Source organism: Nonomuraea fastidiosa, assembly GCF_042751225.1.
GTDB lineage: Bacteria > Actinomycetota > Actinomycetes > Streptosporangiales > Streptosporangiaceae > Nonomuraea > Nonomuraea fastidiosa.
Map to the genome: position 1 here is coordinate 2,591,361 of NZ_CP170570.1, position 18,690 is coordinate 2,610,050.

The window sequence follows — 18,690 nt, forward strand, 5'->3', positions numbered from 1 at the left end:
TGAGCATTTACCGTTCCTTTCGGAATACGACCCATGGTCGCCAGACCGGTACGATGCTTACAGTTGCCGCGAGCCGAATGACAACGCCACGCCGCAGCCGAATATCCCGCACCCGGAAAGAATCGGTGAAAAGCACCAACTGCGAATGGCTTTCAGTAAAGAAAAATTAGCGCCTCGGCCTATGCGTGCCATATGACACCCTGCGCGATGTGTCGCCTTCGTCCCGTGATGTCGGTATATCCATTTGGGCAGGCGTTGAGGAACATCGTTCGCACCGTACGTACCTCCCTACGGCAGTTACCGGGTTTCGGGAGGTACGTAATGCACCGCAGAGTCGCCCTGCTCTCCGCCGCCGCGCTCGCCCTCGCGGGCGCCCTGGCCCCCATGGGCACCGCGAACGCCGCCGGCGGGCCGGACTTCCGGCGGCCCGCCACGTGGACCGCCACGGATTCCTGGTCGGAGCGCAGGACCGTCTCGCAGTACTGGACCGCCAACCGCATGCTCGCGGCCAAGCCGCTCAACGCCCCCGCCCCCCGGCGCAACCAGTGGCGCGGGCCGTCGCGGGGCAACCCCTGGTCCGCGCGGCCCACGCGGGGCTCGGCCGGGAGCCGTACGACCTGGTCGGCCCAACAGGGGACGGGCCACTACGGCAACGGCGGCCAGGGCACGGGCAACCGCGGCACCGGCAACCCGGGCACGGGAGGCCAGGGCAACCAGGGCAACGGCGGTCAAGGCAGCGGCGGCCAGGGCAATCAGGGCAACGGTGGCCAGGGCACGGGCGGTCAGGGGAACGGCAACCAGCAGCGCAGCGCCGTCAACAACAGCCCCGGCCTGCGGTGGACCGACGGCGGCGCCGTCGTCCGCACCACCGGCCGGGTCTTCTTCACCACCGCGGACGGACGCAACTCCTCCTGCTCCGGCACGGCCGTGACCAGCGCGAACGAGAGCGTCGTCATCACCGCGGGCCACTGCGTCAAGCTGAACGGCGCCGCCCACCGCAACTGGGTCTTCGTGCCCGCCTTCGAGAACGGCCGGCGGCCGTTCGGCACGTGGGTGGGCACCAGGATGTTCACCACCCAGCAGTGGAACGCCCGCGAGGACATCAACTTCGACGTGGCCGCCGTCGTGGTGGCGCCGCTCAACGGGCAGACGCTGACCGACGTCGTCGGCGGGCAGGGCGTGGCGTTCAACCAGGCCAGGAGGCAGCAGATGTTCTCCTTCGGGTACCCGGCGGCGGAGCCGTTCGACGGGGCACGGTTGATCTACTGCAGCGGGCGCGTGTTCAACGACACGGTCATGACGCAGGATCAGGGGCTGCGCTGCAACATGACCGGCGGGTCGAGCGGCGGGCCCTGGTTCCTGAACTTCGACCCCGCCACCGGGCTCGGCTCGCTCAACTCGGTGAACAGCTTCACCTATAACTTCGCGCCGGGCTTCATGTTCGGACCCTTCTTCGGAGACGAGGCGATGGCCGTCTACCGGGCCGCCGAGAGCGCCGACGCGGTCTGACCGGCGGCCCTGACCGAAAGCGGACAAGGACGGCGGCCTGGGACGGCGGTCCTGTTCCTGGGACGGTGGTCGTGCTCCTGGGACGGTGGTCGTGCTCCTGGGGCGGTGACGGTGACGCGCGCGCTCGGGGCGGGCGTCACCGTCGCGTCATGTCACACCCAGGATCGTCACGTAGTCACACCAGTCACTTAAATCCCACAAGCCTCAAAAATATCCGAAAAACAGGGCATTGACGAAAAATCCTTACATGGTACTCATAGATCGAGTCGGAAACCTTCAACCCCCCGCAGAGATCGTCAACGAGCGCACCCAAGGAGGACGCGCATGGCGCGAAGCAAGGCCACCGACCCGCCCGCCGACTTACTCGGCCCCGTCCAAGGAGAGGTCTCCTGGTTCTGCTGCGGCACCGCCTGGGGCCCGTGCAGCAGCACCGGCAAGGGGGCCTGCGGCACCTGCAACTCAGGAAACCTGCAGCACGCCTGGCCGAACGCCTCCGACGCGTGCTGGTCCATCACCCGTCCCGACCGCTGCGGCGTCAGCCTGTCGCGCCGGACGTGCGGCTTCCGCCACCGCATCACCTCGCTGTGCGGCGGCGGCAGCGTCGTCACCGCGATCGCCGACTGCGGCCCGCAGACCGACCTGTTCTGCGGCGAGCGGAGCTGCTGCGGCTCGACCTGCGCCAGCAACCGGCTCATCGACCTCACGCCCGCCGCCTACAGCCAGATCGCCAGCCTCTCCTCCGGCCTGCGGCCGGTCGAGATCTCGACGGCCTGAAGGGCGGGGTACTCATGCGCAGCAGAAGAGACCTGCTCAAGTCGGCCGTGCTCGGTGGCGGCGCGAGCGTCGTCGCCGCGACCGCGATGGGCTCGCTCGGCCCCGAGGCGGCCTTCGCCGCCACCGCCCCCACCAAGCAGAAGGTCGAGCCGGGCGCGCCCGACCCCGACTTCGCCGAGGGCAGGATCCGTTCGATCAAGGACGACACCATGCTCGTCCTGGGCTCGAACATGGTCCTGCACACGATCAGGGTGGTGAACGGCACCAGCCTGTGGAAGCTCGGCCCGGTCGGGTTCGACGCGGCCAAGCCGGGCGACGGCCTGTACGCCAGAGGCGTCCGCATGCCGGACGGCGTACTGGCCGCCGAGTCGGTGTGGCTGAACATCGTCAACATCAAGGGCCACATCACGAACATCAAGGACCAGACGCTCCACCTCGATCACAACGGGCAGGAAGTGCTCTGCCACGTCGTGGCCGGCACGTCCGTCGCCATCCGCTCCGACGGGCCGCCGACCACGGACCTGTCGCTGCTGCGCGTCAGCCAGCACGTGCAGATCCTGGGCGCATGGCGTCCGGATACCAACGAAGTGGACATCGCCACGGTCTTCTCCCCGCACTAGGAGGCAGTTCGTGAACGGGATCGCCGCGTCGCAGCCGTATGTGATCGCTACCTTCCTCCTCTGGGCAGGTCTGCTGAAGCTGCTCAGCCGGCGGATGCGGGCACAGGCCGGGCGCACGGCCCTGGCCCGGCTCACCGGCCCGGCGCGCGCGGTCCCCGCGCTGCGGCTGGTCGGTCTGGTCGAGCTGGCGGTGGCGGCCGGGCTGCTGGTGCCGTCCGCCCACCCGTGGAACGCGGGGGCGGCGGCGCTGCTCTCGGCCGGGTTCCTCGCCTACCTCGGGTACGCGCACGTCGCCGCGCCGACCGCGTCCTGCGGCTGCCTCGGTACGCACTCGCGCCCCGTGGACGTGCGCTCCTTCGCCCGCGCCGCGCTGCTGCTGCTCGCCGCCGTGCTCGCGGCGCTCGCGCCCGAGGGCACGCTTCCCGCAGCCGTCGTCGCCGTGGTCGTCGTCGTGGAGGTGCTGGCGCTCCTCGCGCTGTCGTCGGAGCTCGACGGCTACTGGCTCACGCCGCTGCGCCGCCGCCTGGTCCGCCTGGTGGCCGCGCCGCCCCCGGACGGGGTGCCGCTTGAGGCGTCCCTGCACCTGCTGCGCCGCAGCCCCGCGTTCTGCTCGGCGTCCGCCCAGCTCACCTCGGACGTCCAGGAGACGTGGGACGAGGACGGCATCCGCTTCGTGGTGTACGGGGCCCGCGACCGCACGGCCGTCTTCGCCATCCCGCTGGGCGTCGACGACCCCCGCCAGGTCAAGGTGGCTCTGGTCTGATCCGGTGGCGCCGCCGCACACAGCCTGCGATACTCGAAAACCTGATCGAGGATTGGAGGGCCGGCGTGGCCGAGGTGCTGCTGTTCCATCACGCGCACGGACTGACGGAGGGCGTACGCGAGTTCGCCGCCACACTGCGGGCGGCGGGTCACACCGTCCACACGCCCGACCTGTACGAAGGGCAGGTCTTCGACGCGCTGCAGGACGGCGTGGCGTACGCGCAGAAGGCGGGCTTCGGCACGATCGTCGAGCGTGGCAGGACCGCCGCGCTCGACCTGCCTGCCGAGCTGGTCTACGTGGGGTTCTCGCTGGGGGTGCTGCCGGCCCAGAGCCTCGCGCAGACGCGCGCGGGCGCGAAGGGCGCGGTGCTGATCGACGCGTGCGTGCCCGTCACGGAGTTCGGCGACGCGTGGCCGCAGGGGGTGCCGGTGCAGGTGCACGGGATGGAGGCCGACGAGATCTTCGCCGGTGAGGGCGACCTCGACGCGGCGCGGGCCCTTGTGGGGTCGGCCGCACACGCGGAGCTGTTCCTCTATCCCGGCGACCGGCACAACTTCGCCGACCCGGGTCTGCCTTCTTACGATCGGGCCGCCGCCGGGCTGCTCACCGAGCGGGTGCTCGATTTCCTCGGCGAAATCAGGTAGCGCGGGCGGCCGCCCGGTTGCTGGCGATGAGCTCGTGGTGCCTGACGACCTCGGCGATGATGAAATTCAGAAAACGCTCGGCGAAAACGGGATCGAGCTTCGACTGCTCGGCCAGGGCGCGCAGGCGGCGGATCTGCGCGGCCTCCCGCTCGGGGTCCGCCGGGGAAGCTCGTACTCCGCCTTGAGGCGGCCGACCTCCTGCGTACACTTGAACCGCTCGGCCAGCAGGTGGACGAGGGCGGCGTCGAGGTTGTCGATGCTGTCGCGGAGCCGCTGCAGCTCCTTGCGTACGTACGCTTCCTGATCAGGACGATTTTCCGAGGCTTTTTCCACAAATATCCCCTTTCATCCTTGGAAGGGGAAATCCTACCCACCGCCGGCTGACAAGCGGCGTGGCTCGCTGAGGGAGAGATTCCCACCCACCGCCCCCGTACGGCAACGCCGCCACACACGAACGTGCCGACCGGACGCGCAACCTCTTCCGCAGAGCCGGACGCGAGGGCAGGACGCGGGACCACCAGCCAGACGCGCAACCCCTCCCCAGAGCCGGACGCGAGGGCAGGACGCGGGACCCCGGCCGGACGCGCAACCCCTCCCCAGGGGCCGAGGCGGAACCCCCTCCCTGCCGGACGCGAACCCCCTCGGCCGGACGTCCGAACCCCTCCCCCGCCGGACCGCGGCGGGGGCGCAAGGCGGGCGGGCGGCGGGGGTCAGTGGCGGCGGGTGGCGTAGTGCTGGTGGATCAGGGTGGCGGCGCAGGCGAGGGCGGCCAGGCCGAAGCCGACGCCCACGTACACCGGCAGGGTCGACACCGACGTGACCACGTTGGCGACCGCGAAGACCGCGAGCAGCGCCCACAGCAGGGGGCGGCTGACACGGTGGCGGGCGACGGGACGGATCTCGGTGGTGTGCTGGGTCATGGCGTAACTCCTTTGCCGTTGCGGTGCTCGACTCGCTGACACCGAAAACGCTACGAATCACCCCGGTGCCCCATCGATCCCGTCAACGCGACAACCCGCGTACAGGCTGCTGTACTCGCCGGCCACCCCCTGAGGGCACCACACAGCCCGTGAGCTGGTGAAACAGGCGCCCTGCCGCTCTGCCACCGGTCCCCGCACGACGCACACCCGCGAACCGGCGAGGCGCACGCCCCCGGTCACTCACGCGCCCCGTGACCACGCCGGCACGCTCACAATCCGACGATCGGACGAGTGGTACAGCCTGCTGTACTCTTCCGGCCCGCCCCTGACGTCGGTGCCTGCTCGTGACCTACATTCAGGTGGCGAGGAGGTGCGGATGACAGGTCACGACATGGCGGACGGGCGAAGGCGTGCCCGTGCGCGGGGCCTGTCCGCCCGCGCCAGGACGACGCTCGACGGGATCGAGCACCTCGTCGGCGGCATCGGGACCGGCGCGCTGGCGCTGCTGGCGCTGGTCGGCCTCATCCTCGTGGGGGTCGCCTGCCTGGTGGGCGTGGGCCTGCCGCTGCTGCCGACGGCGCTGCGCGCGTTGCGCGCGGTGGCCGACAGGGAGCGGGCGCGGCTGTCCCGCTGGGGCCCGGACGAGCTGATCAGCCCGGATCCGGTGCCCGACGGGTGGCGGGAGGCCATCGCGCGGCCCGCGAGCCGCAGAGAGCTGGCCTGGGTGGTGCCGCACGCGACGATCGGCCTGCTCATCGGCTTCGTGGGGCTGACGCTGCCGTTCAGCGCGGTACGCGACCTGCTCTACCCGCTCTACTGGCGGCTGCTGCCGCCGGGCGAGACGGTCGGGGCAGGGCTGTTCATCTGGGACGGCGACACCGTCGGCAGCGCGTTCGCGGTGAGCGCGCTCAGCCTGTTCTGGCTGGCGCTGACCTTGATCCTGGTGCCGCCGATGGCGAGGCTTCAGGCGTGGCCGGGGCGGAAGCTACTGTCCGCCGACCCCACCACCGACCTGGCGCTGCGCGTCGCCCAGCTCACCGCCACGCGGGCGGCCGCGCTCGACGCGCACGCCGCCGAGCTGCGCAGGATCGAGCGTTCGCTGCACGACGGCACGCAGAACCGCATCGTGGCCGTCACCATGCTGCTGGGCGCGGCCCGGCGGGCGCTGGAACGCGATCCGGCCACCGCGGACGCCGTGCTCGAAAGCGCGCAGAACGCGGCCGAGCAGGCGCTGGCGGAGCTGCGCGGCGTCGTACGGAGCATCCTGCCGCCGGTGCTGGCCGACCGCAGCCTGCCGGACGCGCTGACCGGCCTGGCCGCGGGCAGCCCCGTGCCGTGCCAGATCGACGCCGACGTGCCGGGACGGTGTCCCGCCTCCGTCGAGGCCACCGCCTACTTCGTGGTGGCCGAGGCACTGACCAACATCGCCAAGCACAGCCAGGCGACGCGGGCCCGGGTCACGGTCCGGCGTACCGACTCCTGGCTGCGCATCGAGATCACCGACGACGGGCGCGGCGGCGCGGCCGAGTCCGGAGGGTCCGGGCTGAGCGGCATCCGCCGCAGGACCGAGGCGCACGACGGCACGTTCGAGCTGACCAGCCCCGTCGGCGGACCGACCACCATGATTGTGAGCCTTCCATGCGGATTGTGATCGCCGAGGACGACCCGTTGCTGCGCGAGGGTCTCGCGCTGCTGCTGCGCGCCGAAGGGCTCGACGTGGTCGCCACCGCTTCGGAGCCGGACGGCTTCCTGAAGGCGATCGACGAGTACGAGCCGGACGTGGCCATCGTGGACGTGCGCATGCCGCCCACCCACACCGACGAGGGCATCAGGGCCGCGGTCGAGGCCAGGCACCGGCTGCCCGGTCTTGCGGTGCTGGTGCTGTCGGCGTACGTGGAGCAGGCGTTCGCCACCGAGCTGCTGTCGCACGGCAGCGCCAGGCTGGGCTACCTGCTGAAGGAGCGGGTGGGCCGGGTGCAGGAGTTCCTGACGGCGCTGCACCGGGTGGCCGAGGGCGGCACCGCCATCGACCCCGAGGTGGTCGCGCAGCTCCTCACCCGCACCAGGCCGGACAACCGGCTCGACCGGCTCAGCCCGCGCGAGCGCGACGTGCTGGCGCTGATGGCGGAGGGGCTCGGGAACGCGGCGATCGCCGAGCGGCTGGTCGTCACCGACGGCGCGGTGCACAAGCACATCCGCAACATCTTCGCCAAGCTCGACCTCGCGCCCACCGACAGGACCGACCGGCGGGTGGCCGCCGTCCTGCAGTATCTGGAGAGCGGCCACCGGCGCGCGTGACGCGCGAGGGCGCTATGAGCCCAGGTCGCGGACGATGTTGTCGAGGCGGTGCGCCAGCTCGTCGAGCTCCCGGTCCGACGGTGTGCCGCCGGCGAACCTGGCCATGAGCTCGTCGCGGCTGGCGATCACCAGGCCCTTGTGCGCGTCGTCGATCTCCGAGGCGGGCAGGACCTCGCAGCCCCCGCGGATGAACACCAGCGTGGCGTCCGGGTGCCGGGAGTCCAGCAGCCGGCGCACGCATTCCCTGTCGATCAGTGACGTCGCGGACATCGCACCACTCCTCCGATCAGGCCCTCCCAGCAGGCCGTTTACCCGGTGAGAAGCGGTGAAACCCGGCGCGGGGTCAGCCGAAGGTGGGCGGGCCGCCGTTCTGGCGGGCTCTGCGCACCCCGAACAGCACCAGGTAGACGGCGGCGGCCAGGGCCACCAGCGCGGGCGGCACGGCCAGCGGCGCGTTGCCCGCGAGCACGGCGAGCACGGCCAGCACCACGCCGCCGAGCACCAGCAGGGCGGCCGCGAGCAGGCACAGGCTGACCGCGTTGGACGGCGCGGGCCTGCGCGCCCAGTTCCCGTGTCCGGCCCCGTGCACGTGCGGCACGCCGGTGTCGCTGGCGTCCTCGCCGGGCGGCGGCTCTCTCAGCACGGGGGCGAAGAACTCGTCATCCTCACGTCGTTCGGGCATCGTGCCTCACCTCGCGCGATCGGTCACGTTGCGAAGAACGCTCCTCCGCGCCCCCTGCCCCGTGGCCGCCCCGTCTACCAAAAGCCCGCTTACCAGAGCCCGCCTACCAAGAGCCCGCCTGTCAAGAGCCCGCCTACTGAGGCCCGCCGACCAAGAGCCCGCCTGTCAAGAGCGCGCCGACCAAGAGAACGAGCGCCGGCCGCGAAGACCGGCGCCCGTCTCACGGACCTTGACTCAGCGGACTCCCCTGTGCACGCACAGGAGCTGGTCGCGGGTGGCGTTCCTGTCGCGGTAGGCGATGACGGCGGGGCCCTCGCCGCTGAAGTGGCCGGGCAGCCGCTCGTCGGCGCTCCATGAGGCGCCGTTGAAGCTGCTCCACCACAGGCTCTGGTCGGCGGTGCCGCGGTGCACGCAGAAGAGGCGGTCCTTATAGACGGTCAGCGTGGGCCCCTCGGCCGCGTGGTGACCGGGCAGCCGCTGGTCGGGGCTCCAGGTAGAGCCGTCCCAGCGCGTCCACCACAGCGCGGTGTCGTCGCCCGCGCCGCGGTGCACGCAGTAGAGGTGGCCGCGGTAGACGGCCAGCGCCGGGTTCGCGCCGGTGGCGTGGGCGGGCAGCCGCTCGTCGGGGCTCCACTGCGAGCCGTCCCAGCGGGTCCACCACAGCGCCGCGTCGTCCCCCGCACCCCGGTGCACGCAGTAAAGCCGCCCGTCGTACGCCGCCAGCGCCGGGGCGGTCTCGCTGAAGTGCCGGGGCAGCCGCTCGTCGGGAGTCCACTGCGAGCCGTCCCAGCGCGTCCACCACAGCGCCGCGTCGTCCCCCGCACCCCGGTGCACGCAGTAAAGCCGCCCGTCCCACGCCGCCAGCGCGGGCGCGGCCTGGCTGAGGTGCTGCGGGAAGCGCTGGTCGTCGCTCCAGCCCTCCTCGGCGTCGTAGACCGCCCACCACAGGCTCTGGTCGCCGTCGCGGCCCCGGTGCGCCAGGAACAGCCGGTCCTGGAACTGGCCGAGCGCCGGGCCGGTCACGCTGAAGTGGTCGATGAACCGCTGGTCCGCGCTCCACCCCTCGTCGGGCTCGTGGACCGCCCAGTACAGGCCGGCGCCGCCCGCGGGCCTGCCGTCCTGCCTGGCGGGGACGAGCATGCCGGGCGCGGTCCACGGCGAGACCAGCTTGACCCCGTACGGCCTGGCGATGGAGGCGATCCAGCCGGCCTTGCTCCGTACGGCGCGCTCGATGAGCGGAGCCAGCCAGGAGCCCACGACGGTCGCCGCGGCCTGCCCGATGAGCTGCGGGATGTCGGCGGCGAGCAGCGCGGCCGACTCGTTGAGGTGGATCTCGAAGCCCCACCAGCGGGAGATCGGCCAGACGTCGGCGCCCATCGTGCGCAGCTCGCGCTGGATGTCGCGCATGCGCTGCTGGTCCTGGGCGGCGAGGTCGGCGATCTGGCGTTCGCTCTCGCGCCTGGCCTCGACCGCCTCGCGGGCCGGCGCGTCCTCCAGCAGCTCGGCCTCGACGGCCGCGTCCACGGCGGCGGAGGCCGCGGGGTCGTCCTGGGCGTGCAGCAGGGCGGCCTCGCCGCCGAGCACGCCGTCTTCCGCGTCGATCGTCGCCTTGCCGGCCCGGGTCTCGTCAGTCATATCCAGCCCCCTGGAGTGATAGGTGCGAACTGCGCCATCGTAACCAGGAGTAGCGTTTTGATTACTCTATGACGGTCTTGATCCCGGTAAACTCGCCGCAACCCCGGGCGCTCACCCCGTTGTCCCCACGGATCGGCGTCCATGGGGACAACCGGCGACCGGCTACCTCAGGTGCCCCAAAGCCATGCGGAGCGCGCCCGCCGGGTCGCCGTCGCGCCAGGCCACGTGCTGGTCGGGGCGCACCAGCGCCAGCGGCTCCCCGGGCAGGTGCACCTCCTCCAGGGGCACGCCCATCTCGCGCGCCTGGTCGATCAGCGAGGCGGCCTGCGGCGAGCCGAGGTCGCCGACCAGGCTGAAGCCGCGGCCGAGCCGGTCGTACAGCGACTCGCCGGGCGCGAGCCAGCGGTGCGGCAGGCGCTCGCCGGTGCCGGGCGCGACGATCGGCGAGCCGGTGTAGGTGTAGCCGAGCACCAGGTCGAGGCTGTGGAACTCGCTGTCCTTGGTACGGAAGATCGCCTCGGCGACGGCCGGGCGCACCCGCGCGAACTCCTCATCGCTGCCCATCAGCGCCGGGTCGGCGAGCTCGGGGGCGAGCGTCGCCATGTTCGCCGCGGCGGCCTCGATGGTGTCGGCCGCGATGGGCCTGCGCTCGCTCTCGTACGTCTGCAGCAACGCCGGCGGCGCCCACCCGCGCAGTACGGCGGCCAGCTTCCAGCCGATGTTGACCGCGTCGCCGACCCCGGTGTTGAAGCCGTGGCCGCCGTAGGGCGGGTTCTGGTGCGCGGCGTCGCCGGCCAGGAAGACGCGCTCGCCCGCGTACCTGTCGGCCAGCAGCATCCGCGCCGTCCACGGGTCGGTGGCGAGGATCTCCACGTCGATGTCGGCGCCGGCGAGGTTGCGCACCAGCCGTACGGGGTCGGCGTCCTCGGCGCGCACCCCCTGGGCGATGCACCACCAGGTGTCCTTGAGGTCGAGGCGGCCGACGATGCCGGGCTGTGCCGGGTTGAGCACCCAGTAGTGGACGGCGGGACCGTGCGGCACCCGGTCGGCGAGGTCGGGGGCGCGGAAGGTGATGTTGAAGTTGGGGCGGGCGTCCTGGCGGCCCTCGTAGCGGGCGCCGATGGCGTCCCTGGTGACGCTGCGGGAGCCGTCGCAGCCCACCACGTACTGGGCGCGGATCTCACGCTCGGCGCCCTCGGCGTTCGCGATGCGCACGGTCACGCCGTCCGCGTCCTCTTCGAGGCCGGTCACCTTCCAGCCGGTGAGCAGCGCGTCGCCGACGGCCTCGCGTAGCACCTCCTCGACCAGCGGCTGCGGCACCTGCTGGCCGGGCTCGGCGGCCAGGTCGGAGCCGACGAGGTCGAGGCCGAAACAGCGGTCGATTCGCGCGATCTCCCGGCCGAGCAGGCTGCTCACGAACACCGCCTCGTCCGACCAGGACACCGCGAGCGGCGCACGCGCGCGTAAGGTGTCGGCCAGACCCCATCTGCGCAGGATCTCCATCGAGCGGGCCGAGGTGGTCTTCGCCCGCGGGCGCAGCCAGGACACCGTCTCGCGCGGCTCGACCACCAGGCATTCGATGCCGTGATAGGCCAGCTCGACCGCGGTCGACAGGCCGACGGGCCCGCCTCCGGCCACCAGCACGGGCACAGAGCCGGGAACTTGCCGTACCAAATCCATGGGCCGTCCTCTTCATCATGATGAGCGGGGGCATGTTTCCTGCGCCGCCGAGCGCGCGTCAACCCGCCGGCCGCCCTGCAGCCGCGATGCGGCCGAGGTTTTGGTACGACCCCGCAACGATTGATGATCGCTTCTAGTGAAGCGATCACCGGGATCAGTACGGTGCTGTGCAAGTAACGGAACCATCTCAGGGGATTGCATGAGCGAAACCTCGGCGATGCCGCTGCACATGCGGCGGGTGGCGTTCGATCCCGCGCCGGAGCTGGCGGCGCTCAGGGACAAGGAAGGTATCAAGAAGATCACGACCGCGTTCGGTTCTGAGGCGTGGCTCGTGACCAGGCACGCGGACGTCCGCGAAGTGCTGGGCGACGCGGAGACGTTCAAGGTGGCGCCGCAGACGATCGCCCGCCTGCCCGGAGCGCCGCCGATGACCGAGGAGCAGCTCGCCAAGGTCCGCGCGGGCAACCTGCTCGGCGTGGACCCGCCCGAGCACACGCGGCTGCGCAGGATGCTGACGCCCGAGTTCACCATCCGCCGCATGCAGCGGCTCGAACCCCGGATCAAGCGCATCGTCGACGAGCACCTCGACGCGATCGAGGCCGCCGGCTCGCCCGCCGACCTCGTGCCGTCGTTCGCGTTACCGATCCCGTCGCTGGTGATCTGCGAGCTGCTCGGCGTCCCGTACGCGGACCGCGACGAGTTCCAGCAGCGGACGAACCGGATGCTCGACATGACCGTGCCGGGCGAGGAGCGCATGAGGCTCCAGTTCGAGCAGCGCGCCTACATGGAGAGCCTGGTCGCGCGCATCCAGGCCGACCCGGGCGAGGAGCTGCTCGGCATGCTCGTGCGCGAGCACGGCGACGACCTGACCACCGACGAGCTGATCGGCATCGGCGGGCTGCTGCTGTTCGCCGGGCACGAGACCACCTCCAACATGCTCTCGCTCGGCACGCTCGCGCTGCTGCGCCACCCCGAGCAGCTCGAGCTGCTGCGCCGCGAGCCCGAGCGCATCGACGCGACGGTGGAGGAGCTGCTGCGCTACCTCAGCATCGTCAACTCCGGCACCACGAAGGTCGCCACCAGGGACACCGAGGTGGGCGGGCAGCGGATCGCGGAGGGCGACCTGGTGCTGTGCTCACTGCCCACCGCCAACAGGGACCCGTCGTTCCTACCCGACGCCGACACCTTCGACCTGCGCCGCGGCGCTCCCGGCCACCTCGCGTTCGGGCACGGCGTGCACCACTGCCTGGGCGCCCCGCTGGCCCGCATGGAGCTGCGCATCGCCTTCCCCGCCCTGCTCGACCGCTTCCCGGGGCTGCGCCTGACGGACAACGAGCCGCAGTTCCGCACGTTCAGCATCGTCTACGGCCTCGCCTCCCTGGAGGTGGCCTGGTAGCGGGCGGGTCTACGCTGTTCGCATGCGCGTTGTGGTGATCGGCGGTTCTGGGCACATCGGTACGTACCTCATCCCGCGTCTGGTGAGTGCCGGGCACGAGGTGATCAACGTGAGCAGGGGCACGCGCGAGCCCTACACCCCGCACGGCGCGTGGCGGAAGGTGACCACGGTCACCGCCGACAGGAAGGTGGACGAGGCCGATCACACGTTCGGGCGGCGCATCGCGAAGCTGGAGCCCGACGTCGTCATCGACCTGATCTGCTTCACCGAGAGCAGCGCGGCGCTGCTGGCCGACGCGCTGGCCGGCAAGGTGCGGCACTTCCTGCACTGCGGCACGATCTGGGTGCACGGGCCGAGCGCCCAAGTGCCGACGACGGAGGACGCCAAGCGCACGCCCTTCGGCGAGTACGGCGTGCGCAAGGCGGCCATCGAGGCGATGCTGCTGGAGCGGGCGCAGCGCGACGGCTTCCCGGCCACGATCATCCATCCCGGCCACATCACCGGGCCGGGATGGGTGCCGGTCAACCCGGCGGGCAACGTCAACCCGGAGGTGTTCCAGAAGCTGGCCGAGGGCTCGGAGCTGGCGCTGCCGAATCTGGGCCTGGAGACCGTCCAGCACGTGCACGCCGACGACGTGGCCAGGCTGTTCGTGGACGCCATCAACAACCGGGCGGCGGCGATCGGCGAGAGCTTCCATTCGGTGTCCACCACCGCCCTGACGCTGCGCGGCTACGCCGAGGCGGTGGCGGGCTGGTTCGGCAAGGAGGCGCGGCTGTCGTTCCTGCCGTGGGAGCAGTGGCGCAAGACGGTCTCGGAGGAGGACGCCACGCTGACGTACGACCACATCGCCCACAGCCCCCACTGCAGCATGGCCAAGGCCGAGCGGCTGCTCGGCCACCGTCCCCGCTACACCTCGCTGGAGGCGATCGCCGAGGCGGTCGATTGGCTGGTGCGCGCGGGGACGATCAAGCCGTAACGACGATCAAGCCGTAAGTGACGCTCAGCCGGTCAGCGGGCCGAACTCGGCGCGGGTGTCGATCACGTCGCCGAACAGCTCCCACCGCTCGCCCTTGAACCGCATGAGCTGCATCGACTCGATGGGGAACCCGTCGTCGGGCCCGGTGTCCATCGTGACGCCGGGCAGCAGCATGTCGACCTTGACGCCCTTGAGGTTGCGCACGGAGTCGCGCAGCCCCTCGCGGGTGGGGCAGGCGGCGGCCTCCATCGCCTTGTGGAAGCTGGCCGCCACGGCCCAGCCGAACGTGTGGTACGGCACGTTCACGTCGGCTTCGGGCGCGTACTGCTTCATCTTCTCCTTGTAGAGCCGCATCTCGGGGTCGTCGGCCCAGGTGGGGTCGTTGGGGTCCTTGTAGTAGGCGGACGACACGACGCCCTGCACGTTGTCGAAGCCGACCGGCTTGAGCACGGTGATCGAGGCGGCGACGTTGTTGACGATGTGCAGCGGGTTCCACTTGGTGTTCTTGGCGTCGGCGGCCAGCGCCTGCGAGCCGAACTTGGGCGTGGTGACGTTGAGGAACACATCGGCCTTCGACTCGGCCAGGTTGCGCATCTGCGGGTCCACGCTGGGGTCGGTCACCTCGTAGCTCTGCTCGGCGACGACCTGCACCTGCGTGCCCTCGATGGCCCGCTTGAACCCGCCGAGCAGGTCCTTGCCGAAGTCGTCGTTCTGGTAGAGCACGGCGACCTTGGCCTGCGGCTTCTCCCTCTTCAGGTACGCGGCGTAGACGCGGGCCTCGGAGATGTAGTTGGGCTGCCAGCCGATCGTCCACGGGTGGGCGGTGTCGGTGCCCCACTGGGAGGCGCCGGTGGCGACGAAGATCTGCGGGACCTTGCGCTGGTTGGCGTAGTCCCAGGTGGCCGCGGTCGAGGGGGTGCCGAGGGTCTGGAACAGGGCGAACACCTGCTCCTGCTCGACCAGCCTGCGGGCCTCCTCCACGGCCTTGGGCGGCTGGTAGCCGTCGTCGCGGACGATGAACTCGACCTTGCGCCCGTTGATGCCGTTCTTCTCGGCGTTGATGTAGTCGAAGTACGCCTTGATGCCCTTGGGGATGTCGCCGTAGGCGGAGGCGGGGCCGGACAGCGGGTAGATGCCGCCCAGCTTGATGCTGGTGTCGGTGATGCCGGTGGTCTGCTGCCCCTGGCACTGGCCGGTGGCCGCCGTGCCGGTGGTGCCGCCGCCGCTGTCACGCCCCCCGCAGGCGGCGACGGCGAGCAGGAGCAGCGCCGCACCGCCGATCGCAGATACTCGTCGCATCCCTCTTACTCCTTCCGGGAATCTTCTGAAGCAGCCGCCCGGCCAGACCCGCGAGCCCCGTCGGGGCCACGTACATGACGGCGATGATCAGCAGGCCGAAGATGACGCCGGGCGCGGCGTCGTTGACGTCCTGCGAGATGCTCGGCACGAACATCACGAACAGCCCGCCGAGCACGGGTCCTGGCAGCGAGCCGAGTCCCCCGACGACCAGGCCGGCCAGCAGGGTGATCGACAGGTTCACGGTGAACGAGTCGGGCGAGACGAAGCCGATCACCCAGGTGTAGACGCATCCGGCGGCCCCGGCGTACATGGCGCTCCAGGCGAAGGCGAGCGTCTTGTACGACGACAGCCGCACCCCCATCACCTCGGCCGCCGTCTCGTTGTCGCGGATGGCGTGCAGCGCCCGGCCGACCCGCGAGCGCAGCAGCCCCGCGGCCACCAGGAAGGCGACGGCGGCGAAGGCGAGCGTGATGAAGTACAGCCACTGGTCCTCGGCCAGACCGCTCCAGGCGGGCGGCGCCGGCTTGGCCAGCGTCAGGCCCATGGAGCCGCCGGTCAGCTCCTCGAAGCGCTTGAGCAGCGGGACCAGGAAGATCGCGATGGCGAGCGTGACGAGCGCGAGGTACAGGCCGCGCAGCCGCATCGCCGGCACGCCGAGCGCGAGGCCGAGCACGAACGCCACGGCCGCGGCGGCGGGCAGGGTCAGCGGGTACGGCAGGTCGTACCGGTCGAGCAGGATGGCCCCCGTGTACGCGCCGACCGCGAAGAACGCGCCGTGCCCGAGCGAGATCTGCCCGGCGTGCCCGACGAGCAGGTTGAGCCCGAGCAGCGCCACGCTGTAGATCAGCACCATCGTGAGCTGGAAGACGTGGAAAGGCGCGAGCTGGAAGGGCGCGTAGACGGCGGCGGCCAGCAGCAGCGCCAGGGTGGCCCACCGCCAGCGCGGGTCGGATGCGCGCCGCGCCTGCACGGGCGCCCGCGTGGCCTTTTCCGCATGTTTCACGTGGATCATGCGCGTTCCACCACCGCTCGCCCGAACAGGCCCTGGGGCCGCAGCAGCAGGACGCCGAGGATGATCACCAGCGGCACCCCCACCTTGAGGTCGGATCCGATGACGCCGATGTACGCGCCGGCGAGCGTCTCCGCGACGCCCACGATCAGCCCCCCGGCCACCGCGCCGAGCGGGCTGTCGAACCCGCCGAGCGTGGCCGCGGCGAACGCGTAGATGAGGACGCCGCCCATCATGTTCGGCTCCAGGAACAGCAGCGGCGCGACCAGCACCCCGGACACCGCGCCTACGGTGGCGGCCAGGCCCCAGCCGAGCGCGAGCGTCCAGCCGACCCTTATGCCGACGAGCCGCGCCGATGCCGGGTTGGCCGCCACCGCGCGCATGCCGAGCCCGATCTTTGTGTGCCGGAAGAGCAGGTAGAGCAGGCCCATGACCAGCGCCACCACGCCGAGCACGCCCAGGGTGGAGAAGGAGACGCTGATCCCGGCCGCCTCCAGTGCGCCGCCGGGGAACGGGTTGGGGAAGTCCTTGATGAGGAACGTCCAGATCCACCCGGCCGCCGCGTTGACGAAGATGAACAGCCCGACGGTGACGATGACGATGGTCAGCTCGGGCGCGCCCTCGACCGGCCTGATGATGATCCGCTCGATGAGCATGCCGCCCGCGAACGACACCACCAGCGTCAGCGGCAGCGCGACCCAGAACGGCAGCCCGGCCGCCATGCACTGCCAGGCGATGTAGGTGGAGAACATGGCCAGCTCGCCCTGGGCGAAGTTCACGATGCCGGTGAACTGGTAGATCAGCACCAGGGCCAGCGCCAGGCTGGCGTAGATGGCGCCCGCGCCGAGCCCCTCGACGATCTGCTGCAGGAATCCGGCCATCGCCTACACCCGGTATCCGAGGTAGGACTGTGCGACCTGCTCGTCGGCCCGGATCTCCGCGGCCGTGCCGGACAGCACGATCCGCCCGGTCTCCAGGACGTGGGCCTGCTGGGCTATGCCGAGAGCGAGGTGGGCGTTCTGCTCGACGACGACCACGGTGGTCTGCTCCTCTGCGTTGATGGCCTGCACGATGCGGAACAGCTCCCGGGTGACCAGCGGGGCCAGGCCGAGCGACGGCTCGTCCAGCAGCAGCACCTTGGGGCGCAGCATGAGCGCCCTGCCGATGGCCAGCATCTGCTGCTCGCCCCCGCTCAGGCTGCCCGCGGCCTGCTTGAGCCGGGTCTTCAGCACCGGGAAGTAGGTGTAGATGCGGTCGAGGTCGCGCGCCACGGCGGCGCGGTCGCGGCGGACGAACGCGCCGAGCCGCAGGTTCTCCTCGACGGTCAGCGGCATGAACGTGCCGCGTCCCTCGGGCACGTGGGCGACGCCGAGCCTGGCCACGGCGTCGGGCGGCCGCCCGGTCAGGTCGGTGCCGCCGAGCGTGATCGTGCCACGGGCCTTGACCATTCCCGACAGGGCTCTGAGCAGGGTGGTCTTGCCGGCGCCGTTGGGCCCGAGAATCGCGCAGACCTCGCCCTGCCGTACGGTGAAGCGCACGCCGTGCAGCACCTGTGCGTCGCCGTAACCGGCGACCAGGCCGTCCACCACGAGATCGCTCATGCGCCCGCCTCCTCGCCGGCGGTCCCCAGGTAGGCCTCGATGACGGCGGGATCGCGCTGCACCTGCTCCGGCGGCCCTTCGGCGATCTTGCGGCCGAAGTCGAGGCAGACGATGCGGTCACAGGTGCCCATGACGAAGCCCATGTGGTGCTCGACCACGATCACCGTCAGGTCGTACTCGTCGCGGATCGCGCCGAGCGTGCCGGCGAACTCCTCCACCTCGGCCGCGTTGAGGCCGTTGACCGGCTCGTCGAGCAGCAGCAGCCGGGGCCTGCCGATGAGCGCGCGGGCCAGCTCGACCCGCTTCAGCGTGCCGAACGGCAGCCCGGTCGCCGGGTGCCCGGCCACGCCGGCGAGGTCCAGCCGCTCCAGCACCGCGTCGGCGTCGGCGCGCAGCTCCCGCTCCTCGCGGCGCACGCCGGGCAGCCGGAGCCCGGCGGACAGGAAGCCGGCGCGGGCCCGGTGGTGCGCGCCGACCAGCACGTTGTCGCGGACCGACAGGCGCGGGAACAGGCCGAGGTTCTGAAACGTGCGCGCGATGCCGAGCCCGGCGATGGCGTGCGGGGGCAGCGTGGTCAGGTCGGTGCCCTCGTACGTGACGCTGCCCGCGTCGGGGTCGTACCGCCGGGTCAGGCAGTTGAACAGGGTGGTCTTGCCGGCGCCGTTCGGCCCGATGAGCCCCACCATCTCCCCGCCCGCGACGCCGAACCCCACCCCGTCCAGCGCGGTGATGCCGCCGAAGCGAACGGTAAGATCGTGTACCTCCAGCATCCGGCCTCCTGGAGAACAATGTTCTGAAGTTGGCCTCAGCGTAGGAGCCGCTCGTCGCGAGCCGCATTGGGCACGGTGACCCAAGATGTTTCGGGCGAGTTGTCTTCTGAGCAC

19 protein-coding genes and 1 pseudogene are annotated in these 18,690 nt (G+C 71.2%); 9 read left to right on the forward strand and 11 right to left on the reverse strand.

From position 1 onward, the window contains the following. The first annotated feature begins 321 nt into the window (after positions 1-321). The 5 genes from ACFMQL_RS11720 to ACFMQL_RS11740 all read left to right on the forward strand — a co-directional run bounded on the left by ACFMQL_RS11720 (position 322) and on the right by ACFMQL_RS11740 (position 4,310). Positions 322-1,509: a trypsin-like peptidase domain-containing protein gene (locus ACFMQL_RS11720; RefSeq protein WP_364063656.1), complete on the forward strand. Its 1,188-nt coding sequence runs from the start codon at positions 322-324 to the stop codon at positions 1,507-1,509. A 324-nt stretch (positions 1,510-1,833) separates the two neighbouring features. Beyond that, positions 1,834-2,283: a hypothetical protein gene (locus ACFMQL_RS11725; protein WP_364063658.1), complete on the forward strand. Its 450-nt coding sequence runs from the start codon at positions 1,834-1,836 to the stop codon at positions 2,281-2,283. A 14-nt stretch (positions 2,284-2,297) separates the two neighbouring features. Further along, entirely contained in the window at positions 2,298-2,903 is a 606-nt protein-coding gene (locus tag ACFMQL_RS11730) for a cell wall protein (protein ID WP_364063661.1), read from the forward strand. A gap of 10 nt (positions 2,904-2,913) precedes the next feature. Beyond that, entirely contained in the window at positions 2,914-3,666 is a 753-nt protein-coding gene (locus ACFMQL_RS11735) for a MauE/DoxX family redox-associated membrane protein (RefSeq protein WP_364063664.1), read from the forward strand. 65 nt (positions 3,667-3,731) lie between these two features. Further along, on the forward strand, positions 3,732-4,310 hold the full coding sequence (locus ACFMQL_RS11740) for a dienelactone hydrolase family protein (protein ID WP_364063667.1): 579 nt from the start codon (positions 3,732-3,734) through the stop codon (positions 4,308-4,310). Here the strand turns inward: ACFMQL_RS11740 and ACFMQL_RS11745 are convergent. Both ACFMQL_RS11745 and ACFMQL_RS11750 read right to left on the reverse strand, forming a co-directional pair. Next, a pseudogene (locus ACFMQL_RS11745) lies at positions 4,303-4,643 on the reverse strand (chorismate mutase). The gene ACFMQL_RS11740 and the pseudogene ACFMQL_RS11745 overlap by 8 nt on opposite strands. A gap of 377 nt (positions 4,644-5,020) precedes the next feature. Further along, the gene (locus ACFMQL_RS11750) at positions 5,021-5,230 is read right to left on the reverse strand and encodes a hypothetical protein (RefSeq protein ID WP_378785651.1); all 210 of its coding nucleotides are present in this window, start codon (positions 5,228-5,230) and stop codon (positions 5,021-5,023) included. A 376-nt stretch (positions 5,231-5,606) separates the two neighbouring features. Here ACFMQL_RS11750 and ACFMQL_RS11755 point away from each other — a divergent pair, with 376 nt between their 5' ends. Then, the gene (locus tag ACFMQL_RS11755) at positions 5,607-6,881 is read left to right on the forward strand and encodes a sensor domain-containing protein (protein ID WP_364063675.1); all 1,275 of its coding nucleotides are present in this window, start codon (positions 5,607-5,609) and stop codon (positions 6,879-6,881) included. Then, on the forward strand, positions 6,869-7,528 hold the full coding sequence (locus tag ACFMQL_RS11760; RefSeq protein ID WP_378785653.1) for a response regulator: 660 nt from the start codon (positions 6,869-6,871) through the stop codon (positions 7,526-7,528). The genes ACFMQL_RS11755 and ACFMQL_RS11760 overlap by 13 nt, the downstream gene beginning before the upstream one ends. Before the next feature lie 12 nt (positions 7,529-7,540). On the opposite strand, the gene ACFMQL_RS11765 is transcribed toward ACFMQL_RS11760, so the two are convergent. The 4 genes from ACFMQL_RS11765 to ACFMQL_RS11780 form a co-directional block, all read right to left on the reverse strand. Next, a complete protein-coding gene (locus tag ACFMQL_RS11765) occupies positions 7,541-7,798 on the reverse strand; it encodes a hypothetical protein (RefSeq protein ID WP_364063680.1) in 258 nt (85 codons plus the stop codon). A 73-nt stretch (positions 7,799-7,871) separates the two neighbouring features. Then, on the reverse strand, positions 7,872-8,210 hold the full coding sequence (locus tag ACFMQL_RS11770; RefSeq protein WP_364063683.1) for a hypothetical protein: 339 nt from the start codon (positions 8,208-8,210) through the stop codon (positions 7,872-7,874). 234 nt (positions 8,211-8,444) lie between these two features. Continuing rightward, entirely contained in the window at positions 8,445-9,845 is a 1,401-nt protein-coding gene (locus ACFMQL_RS11775; protein WP_378785654.1) for a hypothetical protein, read from the reverse strand. Between the two features lie 162 nt (positions 9,846-10,007). Continuing rightward, positions 10,008-11,525: an FAD-dependent monooxygenase gene (locus ACFMQL_RS11780; protein ID WP_378785656.1), complete on the reverse strand. Its 1,518-nt coding sequence runs from the start codon at positions 11,523-11,525 to the stop codon at positions 10,008-10,010. A gap of 199 nt (positions 11,526-11,724) precedes the next feature. Here ACFMQL_RS11780 and ACFMQL_RS11785 point away from each other — a divergent pair, with 199 nt between their 5' ends. Together ACFMQL_RS11785 and ACFMQL_RS11790 are read left to right on the forward strand one after the other, a co-directional pair. After that, positions 11,725-12,921 (forward strand): cytochrome P450, encoded by a 1,197-nt coding sequence (locus tag ACFMQL_RS11785; protein WP_364063691.1) that lies wholly within the window; start codon positions 11,725-11,727, stop codon positions 12,919-12,921. A gap of 22 nt (positions 12,922-12,943) precedes the next feature. Beyond that, a complete protein-coding gene (locus ACFMQL_RS11790) occupies positions 12,944-13,897 on the forward strand; it encodes an NAD(P)-dependent oxidoreductase (RefSeq protein ID WP_364063694.1) in 954 nt (317 codons plus the stop codon). Positions 13,898-13,921: 24 nt separating this feature from the next. On the opposite strand, the gene ACFMQL_RS11795 is transcribed toward ACFMQL_RS11790, so the two are convergent. The 5 genes from ACFMQL_RS11795 to ACFMQL_RS11815 are packed head-to-tail and all read right to left on the reverse strand — an operon-like array spanning position 13,922 to position 18,576. Beyond that, positions 13,922-15,196, reverse strand: a complete 1,275-nt coding sequence (locus tag ACFMQL_RS11795; RefSeq protein WP_364063697.1) for an ABC transporter substrate-binding protein — start codon at positions 15,194-15,196, stop codon at positions 13,922-13,924. Then, positions 15,126-16,208, reverse strand: a complete 1,083-nt coding sequence (locus ACFMQL_RS11800) for a branched-chain amino acid ABC transporter permease (RefSeq protein WP_378785659.1) — start codon at positions 16,206-16,208, stop codon at positions 15,126-15,128. Before ACFMQL_RS11800 ends, ACFMQL_RS11795 begins: the two co-directional genes overlap by 71 nt. After that, positions 16,205-17,086, reverse strand: a complete 882-nt coding sequence (locus tag ACFMQL_RS11805; RefSeq protein WP_364063702.1) for a branched-chain amino acid ABC transporter permease — start codon at positions 17,084-17,086, stop codon at positions 16,205-16,207. Before ACFMQL_RS11805 ends, ACFMQL_RS11800 begins: the two co-directional genes overlap by 4 nt. Positions 17,087-17,089: 3 nt before the next feature. Further along, positions 17,090-17,806: an ABC transporter ATP-binding protein gene (locus ACFMQL_RS11810; protein ID WP_364063705.1), complete on the reverse strand. Its 717-nt coding sequence runs from the start codon at positions 17,804-17,806 to the stop codon at positions 17,090-17,092. Beyond that, positions 17,803-18,576 carry an ABC transporter ATP-binding protein gene (locus tag ACFMQL_RS11815; protein WP_364063708.1) on the reverse strand — a complete coding sequence of 258 codons (774 nt, stop codon included), beginning with the start codon at positions 18,574-18,576 and terminating at the stop codon, positions 17,803-17,805. The genes ACFMQL_RS11810 and ACFMQL_RS11815 overlap by 4 nt, the downstream gene beginning before the upstream one ends. Positions 18,577-18,690 lie beyond the last annotated feature (114 nt).

Excerpts from the sequence above, each read along its gene's own strand:
- ACFMQL_RS11810 (WP_364063705.1), bottom strand. The coding sequence starts at position 17,806 with ATGAGCGATCTCGTGGTGGACGGCCTGGTCGCCGGTTACGGCGACGCA.
- ACFMQL_RS11765 (WP_364063680.1), bottom strand. The coding sequence starts at position 7,798 with ATGTCCGCGACGTCACTGATCGACAGGGAATGCGTGCGCCGGCTGCTG.
- ACFMQL_RS11790 (WP_364063694.1), top strand. The coding sequence starts at position 12,944 with ATGCGCGTTGTGGTGATCGGCGGTTCTGGGCACATCGGTACGTACCTC.
- ACFMQL_RS11760 (WP_378785653.1), top strand. The coding sequence starts at position 6,869 with ATGCGGATTGTGATCGCCGAGGACGACCCGTTGCTGCGCGAGGGTCTC.
- ACFMQL_RS11775 (WP_378785654.1), bottom strand. The coding sequence starts at position 9,845 with ATGACTGACGAGACCCGGGCCGGCAAGGCGACGATCGACGCGGAAGAC.
- ACFMQL_RS11785 (WP_364063691.1), top strand. The coding sequence starts at position 11,725 with ATGAGCGAAACCTCGGCGATGCCGCTGCACATGCGGCGGGTGGCGTTC.
- ACFMQL_RS11750 (WP_378785651.1), bottom strand. The coding sequence starts at position 5,230 with ATGACCCAGCACACCACCGAGATCCGTCCCGTCGCCCGCCACCGTGTC.
- ACFMQL_RS11795 (WP_364063697.1), bottom strand. The coding sequence starts at position 15,196 with ATGCGACGAGTATCTGCGATCGGCGGTGCGGCGCTGCTCCTGCTCGCC.
- ACFMQL_RS11815 (WP_364063708.1), bottom strand. The coding sequence starts at position 18,576 with ATGCTGGAGGTACACGATCTTACCGTTCGCTTCGGCGGCATCACCGCG.
- ACFMQL_RS11770 (WP_364063683.1), bottom strand. The coding sequence starts at position 8,210 with ATGCCCGAACGACGTGAGGATGACGAGTTCTTCGCCCCCGTGCTGAGA.
- ACFMQL_RS11725 (WP_364063658.1), top strand. The coding sequence starts at position 1,834 with ATGGCGCGAAGCAAGGCCACCGACCCGCCCGCCGACTTACTCGGCCCC.
- ACFMQL_RS11805 (WP_364063702.1), bottom strand. The coding sequence starts at position 17,086 with ATGGCCGGATTCCTGCAGCAGATCGTCGAGGGGCTCGGCGCGGGCGCC.
- ACFMQL_RS11720 (WP_364063656.1), top strand. The coding sequence starts at position 322 with ATGCACCGCAGAGTCGCCCTGCTCTCCGCCGCCGCGCTCGCCCTCGCG.
- ACFMQL_RS11730 (WP_364063661.1), top strand. The coding sequence starts at position 2,298 with ATGCGCAGCAGAAGAGACCTGCTCAAGTCGGCCGTGCTCGGTGGCGGC.
- ACFMQL_RS11780 (WP_378785656.1), bottom strand. The coding sequence starts at position 11,525 with ATGGATTTGGTACGGCAAGTTCCCGGCTCTGTGCCCGTGCTGGTGGCC.
- ACFMQL_RS11800 (WP_378785659.1), bottom strand. The coding sequence starts at position 16,208 with ATGATCCACGTGAAACATGCGGAAAAGGCCACGCGGGCGCCCGTGCAG.
- ACFMQL_RS11755 (WP_364063675.1), top strand. The coding sequence starts at position 5,607 with ATGACAGGTCACGACATGGCGGACGGGCGAAGGCGTGCCCGTGCGCGG.